Annotated in this window: 6 protein-coding genes; 2 read left to right on the top strand and 4 right to left on the bottom strand. The window is 73.0% G+C overall.

From position 1 onward, the window contains the following. Positions 1-302: 302 nt before the first annotated feature. Positions 303-1,451 (bottom strand): iron uptake system protein EfeO, encoded by a 1,149-nt coding sequence (gene efeO, locus ACFC1T_RS34795; protein ID WP_375895737.1) that lies wholly within the window; start codon positions 1,449-1,451, stop codon positions 303-305. 141 nt (positions 1,452-1,592) lie between these two features. Next, a complete protein-coding gene (locus tag ACFC1T_RS34790) occupies positions 1,593-2,408 on the bottom strand; it encodes an ABC transporter ATP-binding protein (protein WP_375895735.1) in 816 nt (271 codons plus the stop codon). A gap of 203 nt (positions 2,409-2,611) precedes the next feature. Between ACFC1T_RS34790 and ACFC1T_RS34785 the strand changes: the two genes are divergently transcribed. Next, a complete protein-coding gene (locus ACFC1T_RS34785; protein WP_375895732.1) occupies positions 2,612-4,771 on the top strand; it encodes an amino acid adenylation domain-containing protein in 2,160 nt (719 codons plus the stop codon). 21 nt (positions 4,772-4,792) lie between these two features. Here ACFC1T_RS34785 and ACFC1T_RS34780 read toward each other — a convergent pair whose 3' ends face one another. Together ACFC1T_RS34780 and ACFC1T_RS34775 are read right to left on the bottom strand one after the other, a co-directional pair. Beyond that, positions 4,793-6,121, bottom strand: a complete 1,329-nt coding sequence (locus tag ACFC1T_RS34780) for a hypothetical protein (RefSeq protein WP_375895729.1) — start codon at positions 6,119-6,121, stop codon at positions 4,793-4,795. 19 nt (positions 6,122-6,140) lie between these two features. After that, entirely contained in the window at positions 6,141-6,542 is a 402-nt protein-coding gene (locus ACFC1T_RS34775) for a GNAT family N-acetyltransferase (protein ID WP_375895726.1), read from the bottom strand. A 168-nt stretch (positions 6,543-6,710) separates the two neighbouring features. On the opposite strand from ACFC1T_RS34775, the gene ACFC1T_RS34770 reads away from it, so the two are divergent. Continuing rightward, the gene (locus ACFC1T_RS34770; protein ID WP_375895723.1) at positions 6,711-8,300 is read left to right on the top strand and encodes a M4 family metallopeptidase; all 1,590 of its coding nucleotides are present in this window, start codon (positions 6,711-6,713) and stop codon (positions 8,298-8,300) included. The last annotated feature ends 83 nt before the right edge of the window (positions 8,301-8,383 follow it).

Here is an 8,383-nt window from a genome sequence, read left to right as displayed (position 1 = left end):
GTCGTCGTCCTGGCGGCTCGCCGCCGCGACCGACCCGACGGCCGCGGCGCCGAGCGCGACGCCCGCGCCGGCCCAGCCGATGACGGCGCGGCGGCTGACCGCGCCCGGGTTGGCGGTGGCGGCAGCGGCCGGAGCGCCCTGCTGCTGCTCGTTCTCGGCGTCCATCGGCGGGCGGGCCCTTCTCACTCTTGCTGAACTACTGACCTGCGGAACTACGGAACTGCTGGCCTACTGGCCTGCTGGCCTGCGGAACTACGGAGCTGCGGAGCTGCGGTGACGGCCGAACCCGGTTCGGCGGTCGGCTACTTGACGACGACGGCGGCGGCCAGCTTCGACAGCGGCTCGCCCAGCGAGTTGACCGCGTCGGAGAAGGTCTTGCGCTCGGCCTCGGTGACCTTGTCGTACGGGGTGAAGGTGCCGTCGGCCTGCTTGTACTTGGCGAGCAGGGCGTTGATGGCGGTGAACTCGGAGTCGAGGGTCTTCGACAGCTCCGGGTTCTTCTCGGCGGCGACCGGCTTCAACAGCTCGTAGGCCTTCTGGGCACCCTCGACGTTGGCCTGGAAGTCCGCGAGGTCGGTGTGGCTGTAGCGGTCCTCCTCACCGGTGATCTTGTTGGTGGCGACCTCGTCGAGCAGTTCCTTGGCGCCGTTGGCCATGCTGGTCGCGGTGATCTCCGCCTCGGGGATCTTCTTCTGCCAGTCCTTGAGGTCGGTGACCAGCTGGTCGGCGAGGGTCTTCTCCTCGTCGCCGATCCTGGCGTCGGCCCAGAGGGCCTTCTCCAGCCGGTGCCAGCCGGTCCAGGCCTGGCCCTGCTCCAGCTTGTCCTCGCGGGTGTCGGTCTTGGGGTCGACGTCGCCGAAGCTCTCGGCGACCGGCTCGGTGCGCTCCCAGCCGGTGCGCGAGGGGGCGTACAGCGACTTGGCCTTCTCCAGGTCGCCGCCCTTGATCGCGGCGGCGAAGGCCTCGACGGCCGGGACGGTGGCGTCGGCCTGCTCCTGGGCGTACTTGCGGTAGGCGTCGACGGCGGCGGCCAGGCGCGGGTCGGCGGGGGCGGCGCTGCCGCTGTCGCCGGTCACGGTGATCTTCTGGCGGATGCCGTCGCCGACCATGCCGGGCTTGCAGGCGACCTCGTAGCTGCCGGCCTTGATCTCGGCGTTGATGCTGGCCTTGGTGCCGGGGCCGATGTTCTCCCGCTCGGTGACGATCTTGTCGCCGGCGGCGTAGACGTACACCTCGGTGGTCTTGGAGCCCTTGTTGCTGATGTCGATCACCACGTGACCGGCCGGGAAGCTGGTCTTCGAGACCTCGCAGGCGGTGTCCGTGGCGTTGACCTTGACCGCGTCCGAGCCGCCCGCCTTGTCGTCCTTCTTCGACGCGCAGCCGGCCAGGGCGGCGGTGGCCACGGCGAGGCTGAGCAGCGCGGCTGCGGTGGAACGGCGGCGGGCGGACATGGGGGCTCCAACGGAAAAGGGCATGGGGGTGCCAAGGCCGGGTAAAGCGCCGGCCGGGCCGGTGCCTCCTGATTAGCTAAGGCATACCTTACGTAAGAAGTCTTTACCGTCCATACCCAGCCCCCTGCCCTGCCCGAACCGTTACCTCCCCGGCGCGCGGCGGGCGGCGGCGCGGGCCGTCCAGCGGCCGTCCTGGCGGCTGATCCGGATCGGGTGGCCGAAGGTCGCGCTGATCAGCTCCGTGGTCATCACCTCGTCCACCGGACCGGCCGCCAGGCACTCGCCCTCGCGCAGCAGCAGCGCGTGAGTGGTGCTCTCCGGCAGCTCCTCCAGGTGGTGGGTGACCAGCACGCTGGCCAGTTCGGGGTGCTGGTGGCGCAGCAGGTCCAGGCTGTCCAGCAGCAGCTCGCGGGCGGTCAGGTCGAGGCCGGTGGCGGGCTCGTCGAGCAGCAGCAGGCGGGGGCTGGGCATCAGCGCGCGGGCGATCAGGGCCCGGCCGCGCTCGCCCTGGGAGAGCGTGGTCCACGGGGCGTCCGCCATCGCGGCCATGCCGAGGGTCTCGATCAGCTGCTCGGCCCGCTCCACCGCCTCGGGGGCGGGCTTGCGGTGCCACTCCGGCTCGATGGTGTTGGTGTGGCCGGTGAGCACCACCTCGCGCACGCTGAGCGGCGAGCGCAGCGGGTGGCGCGGGTTGACGTGCCCGAGGTGGGCGCGCAGCTCGCGGATGTCGACCCGGCCGAGCCGGCGGCCGAGCACGTCCACCGTGCCGCGGGTGGGGTGGGAGACCGCGCCGAGCAGGGCGAGCAGGGTGGACTTGCCCGCCCCGTTGGGGCCGAGCAGTGCCCAGTGCTCGCCGGGCCGGATCTCCAGGGTGATGCCGCGCAGCAGGTGCCGGCCGTCGCGCACGACGTCGACGTCCTGGGTGCGCAGCAGCGGGCCGTCGAAGGACGGGGCCATGGGGCGATTCTCCGATCGTGGTGCCGGTCAGGGGGGCGGGGCGCCGTACCCGACCGGCCCGGCGCCGACCGTCCGTGTGCACCGTACAACCGTCGGCCGGGGCCGAGCCGGGCCGTCCGAGGAGTGAACCGTCCAGAACCCTGTCGTGCGGGAGGAGTTGGGAGGAACATGGTGCTCTTCCGTGGGGGCGAGGGGGAGGCGTGATGGTGGCGGACGAGGAACGGCCGGGCAGTCTGCACGCTCTGGTCGAGCGGCAGGCCCGCCGGGCGCCGGGGACGGTGGCGGTGCGCTGCGGCGAGGCGGAGCTGACGTACGGGGAACTGGACGCCCGGGCGGACCGGTTGGCGGCCGTACTGGTGGGGCGCGGGCTGGCCCCCGGCGGCCTGGCGGCGGTCGCGCTGGGCCGGGGCACCGAGGTGTACGTGGCGCTGCTCGCGGTACTCAAGGCGGGCGCCGCCTTCGTGCCGCTGGAGCCGACCGCGCCCGACGCACTGCTGCGGCACGTGCTGACCGACGCCGCGCCCCGCCTGGTGGTCACCGAGCGGCGCCACCTGGTCCGGCTCGCGGACGCGGGCGGCGCCGAGGTGGTCTGCGTCGACGACCAGGACCAGCCGGAGGGCGGGTTCGAGCGGCCGGACGGCGGGTTCGAGCGGCCGGAGGTCACCCCCGGCGACCTCGCCTGCGTGTTCTACACCTCCGGCTCCACCGGCCTGCCCACCGGCGCGCTGGTCGAGCACCGCAACCTGCTGGCCGCGTACGCGGGTTGGCGCGAGGTGTACGGGCTGACGCCCGAGGACCGGATCCTGCAGACGGCCAGCCTGGAGTTCGACGTCTTCACCGCCGACTGGGTGCGCGCGCTGGGCACCGGCGCCACCCTGGTGGTCACCCCGTTCAACCTCACGCTGGACCGCACCGCCGACCTCGCCGCGCTGCCCGCGCTGGTCGCGGAGGAGCGGATCACGGTCATGGAGCTGAACGTCCGCACCGCGCGTCGGCTCACCGACCTGCTGTCCGTGACCCGCGCCGGGCTGCCGGGAGTACGGCTGCTCACCGTCGGCGCCGAGAAGTGGTACCTGGACGAGCAGTTGGCGCTGCAACGGCTGCTCGGCGAGGGCACCAGGGTGCTGAACGTCTACGGTCTGGCCGAGGCCACCGTCGACAGCACCTGGTTCGAGGTGCGCGGCGCGGCCGCGGCCCCCGGCGCGGAGCGGGTCTCGCTGGTCGGCCGGCCCTTCCCCGGCACCCGGGTGTACGTGCTCGGCCCCCGGGCCACCCCGGTGCCGCCCGGGCGGGTCGGCGAGATCGCCGTCGCCGGCTCCGGCCTGACCCGCGGCTACCTGGGCCGGCCGGTGGACACCGCCCGCCGCTTCATCCGGGCGAGGTTCGATCCGGACGGCCGGGTGCTGCTGACCGGCGACCTCGGGGTGCTGCGGGAGGACGGCGTCCTGGAGTTCGTCGGCCGGGCCACCACCGTGGTCGGACCGCTCGGCGCGGACCGGCCGACCACGGTGGTCGCCCGGGTCAAGGTGGCGGCCCGTGCGGAGGGCGCGCTGCGCACCCACCCGAAGGTGCGGGAGGCGGTCGTGGTCGAGATGGAAACGCGGCCCGGACAGCGGCAGTTGGTCGGCTACGCGGTGCCCGTACAAGGAGCGCCGGACCGGGACGGGACGGACGGCTGGTCGCTCACCCAGTACCTGCTGACCCAGCTCAGGGGCTTCTCGAACCCCACCGCCGTGGTCGTCGTCCCCGAGCTGCCGCGCACCCGCGCCGGGAAGCTCGACCGCTCCAAGCTGCCGCTGCCCGCCCCTCCGGGGCACACCGCCCCGCGCTCGGCCAAGGCCGGAGGCGGGCGCGGCGGCAAGGGCGGGGCCGGGCGGAGCGGCAAGGGCGGCGGCGGGCGCGGCGGTTCGGACTCCGATCCGATCGGCTGCGCGGTCGCGATCGCGATCGTCGTCGCGTTCTTCGCGTGGGGCCTCACCAATGTCTTCTTCAAGGGCGCGACGGACCTCTCGGCAGTGCCCGACGGCGGCTACCACACCTGGTTCGAGCTGCTCTACTTCTTCGAGAACCTCTCCTTCGGCGCCGGGATGGCCTTCCTGTTCTTCGGCTTCCCCTCGGTCCTGCGGCAGGGCCGGTCGTTCAGGCTGTCCGTGGTCACCTACCTGTCGATCTTCTGGCTGCTCGCCTCCTGGTGGCCGCAGGACAACCTCTACCGGCTCACCGCGGCCAACGACTGGACCCGCGAGGTGGTGATGGTCTACGTCTTCAACGTCCCGCTGATGCTGGCCGCCATGGTGGTCGTGGTCTTCCTGCTCAGCCGGCCGAAGACCGTGCAGAAGCAGAAGGCGGGGAGGAGGCACTAGGTTCCGGCCGGCCGCAGGCGTTCAGCGCAACGCCTCGAACATCCCGGCCAGCGCGCCGTTGGCCGCCTCGACCAGCGCCTGCGCGGCGTCCAGCGCCTCGGCGTCGGGCCCGGCCAGTGCGCGGCCGACGGCGGGCTCCGGGTCGTGGGCCGCCGTCGGGATCAGCGGCAGCAGGGTGACGCTGAGCCGGGCGCAGCGCGGGCGCAGCCGGTCGAGGTGCTCGTGCAGCGCCTCGGGGGCGAGCCGGGCGCCGAGCGGCAGCGCGTCCAGGGTGCGGACGAGGTGGCCGGGGCCGCGCACCTGGTCCAGCCGTTCGCGCAGGACGAAGGCGACGGCGGGGCCGGTGAGCCGCAGGTTGATCTCGGTGGGGGCGAGGCGGCGCTGCCGGTCGGTGACGAAGTCGACGTCGTACCAACCGCGGTGGCCCTCGGCGGCCAGCCGCTCCCCCACCGCCAGGGCGAACCCGCGCGCCGTGTCGGCGGCGGCCCGCGGCACGGTGCCGGGGCCGACGGTGACGCCCTGGTAGCGGGTGCCGGCCACCTCCATGACACCGGCCCCGACCGGGTGCACGGTGCCGTCCGGGCCGATCACGGCGTCGTAGGTGAGGTCCCGCAGCCGGGCGGAAGGGCCCGGGTCCACGTACTCCTCCAGCAGCAACTCGCCCTCCGGAGGCAGGACTTCGGAGCGCACCAGGCGGCGCAGCAGGGCACCTCCGCCGCCCGCGGCGAACAGCTCGGCGGGCTCGACCACGACGGTGCCGTAACCGCCCACGCCGTACGGGCTCTTGAGGACGGTGGTCAGGCCCCGGACGGCCCGGACGGTGAGTCTGCGCGCGGCGCGGCGACGGCTCCCCACGCGCTCCTGGGCGGGGACGACGACCCCGGGGTGCTCGGGGGCGAGAGCGGCGAACAGCCCGTGCGCGGCGGCCTTGGACTCGTAGCGGCGGACGGCGGCCAGCTCGGGCCCCTCGCCCTGCGCCGCCGTACGGCCCCAACTGACCACCGGGTGGCCGGAGTCGGCGATCCGGGCGGCCAGCGCGGGGCGGGCGGCGAGCGCCTCGGCGAGCGTCCGGTCGCCCGCCACCCCGGTGTGCACCTCGACCGGGCCCCAGCCCAACTCCCTTCCCAGCCAGTCGGTCCAGACCCGGTCGACCTCGGCGGGCAGCACCAGCACGGCCGGTTCCGGGCTGTAGCCGACGGCCAGGCAGGCGTAGTGGTGCGCCTGCCGCAGCCGTCGCGCCCGCTGCGCGGCGTCCATGCCCGGGGCGAAGAACTGCGCGTTGAAGTCCGCGACATTGCCCAGGTGCACCGCCGCCCGCCCGCCGGTCCAGGCCCCCACCCATCCGTCCATGGAGCGGAAGCATAGGGCGTCAGAGCGCCAACAGCCCCGCCTCGGTGGGGCGCAGACCGCACGCGTCGAGGTAGAGGGCGCGCAGGCGGGGCTCGAAGTCGACGTGCAGCCAGGCGCAGCCGGCGCTGCGGGCGCCGTCGGCGGCCTCGCCGACCAGCCGGGTGGCGACGCCGTGCCGCCGGGCGGCCGGTGCGACCACGGTGTCCAGCAGGAAGGCGTGGGTGCCGCCGTCCCAGGCGAGGTTGACGAAGCCGACCAGGGCGCCGTCGGCGGTCCGCCGGGCGGTGACCCAGCCGAGGCTGTGCCGCGCCAGGCGGGCCAGCCACTGGCCGGGTTCGAGGGGGTGGCCGAAGCCGTCCGCGTGCAGGCGGTCGAGTTCGGGGTCGGTGAGCGCTCCGCGCCACTGGTAGTCGATCGTCACGACGGCAGCGTAGACGGCTTGTTAAGTTCCGATCATTTTTGATTGGAACAGGACACAACTTGGCAAAGTTATGACCTTTCCTCTAGCCCGACCTGACTGATCGCCGTCAATCTCGGTCGCAGCTCTTTGCAGCCCCTTTCCCTGCACCCCACCCCCACCGGAGTCAGAGTGAGCCCCAACTCCTCGTCCCGCCGTGCCCGCACGGCCGGAGCGATAGCCGTCGTCGCCGCCCTCGCCGCTGTGGCCGTCCCCACCACGGCCTCCGCCGCCCCCGCCACCCGCGAGGCCGCGATCGCCCAGGCCCGCGCCAACGTCACCCACAACGCCGGGGTGTTCGGCTACGGCGCGGGCCAGGACCTCGTCCTCAAGGACGTCGTCCTCGACGCCGACGGCGCCTCGCACATCCGCTTCGACCGCACCTACCAGGGCCTCCCGGTGGTCGGCGGCGACCTGGTCGTCCACCAGGACGCCCGCGGCAGGCTCAAGGACACCTCCCGGGCGGCCGCCCACGACGCCGCCGTGAAGACCACCGTCCCCAAGGTCCCCGCCCAGGCCGGCGCCGCGAACGCGATCTCCGCCGCCCCCGGCGTCCGGGACGCCACCAGCAGCCCCGAACTGGTCGTCTGGGCCGCCGACGGCACCCCGCGACTGGCCTGGCGCACCGTCGTCGAGGGCACCGGCGAGCACGGCCAGCCGGCCGGCAAGGTCGTCGTCACCGACGCCACCACCGGCGAGCAGATCGAGTCCTACGACGCCGAGCACCAGGCCGCCGGCACCGGCAACTCCGAGTACACCGGCCAGGTCACCGTCGACACCACCCCGGCCAACGGCGGCTACACCCTGACCGACCCGGTCCGCGGCCACGTCACCAAGGACGCCGGCAACCTGTCCGCCAGCTCGATCAAGGCGAGCTCCGGCACCCCGTTCACCAGCACCACCAACGTCTGGGGCGACGGCAAGAAGTTCTCCACCAACCGCGCCACCGCCGCCGTCGACGCCCACGCCAACACCGCCTGGACGTACGACTACTACAAGAACGTGCACGGCCGGAACGGCATCAAGAACGACGGCAAGGGCGCCACCGTCTTCGTCCACGTCGGCACCAACTGGGACAACGCCCAGTGGTCCGACAGCTGCTTCTGCATGATGACCGGCGACGGCGACGGCACCACCGACCCCGAGCAGGTCGACCTCGACACCATGGGCCACGAGATGACCCACGGCGTCACCAGCGCCACCGCCAACCTGCGCTACAGCGGCGAGTCCGGCGGCCTCAACGAGTCGACCAGCGACATCTTCGGCACCATGGTCGAGTGGTACGCCAACAACAAGATCGACACCGGCGACTACCTGTTCAGCGACCAGTCCACCCCGCCGTGGCTGCGCCGCTTCGACAAGCCCTCGCTGGACGGCAAGTCGGCCGACTGCTGGAGCAGTTCGGTCGGCAAGCTGGACGTCCACAACTCCTCCGGCGTCGGCAACCACTGGTTCTACCTCGCCAGCGAGGGCAGCGGCACCAAGACCATCAACGGGGTCACCTACAACAGCCCCACCTGCAACAAGTCGACGGTCACCGGCATCGGCAACCAGAAGGTCGCCAAGATCTGGTACCGCGCGCTGACCGTCTACATGACCTCCACCACCAACTACAAGGGCGCCCGCGCCGCCTCGCTCAACGCCGCCCGCGACCTCTACGGCGCCGGCAGCACCGAGTACAACGCGGTCGCCGCGGCCTGGAGCGGCGTCAACGTCAACTAGGTTCTGTCCGCCTGACGTTGTCGGATCAGCTGGTGAACCCGACGTGGACGTGGTCGTGGTGGGTGTCATCGGTGAAGAACTGG

It is taken from the genome of Kitasatospora sp. NPDC056076 (assembly GCF_042266305.1).
Classification (GTDB): Bacteria; Actinomycetota; Actinomycetes; order Streptomycetales; family Streptomycetaceae; genus Kitasatospora.
Note: the sequence above shows the minus strand (reverse complement) of the source record. Positions and strands in the feature narration are given on the sequence as shown.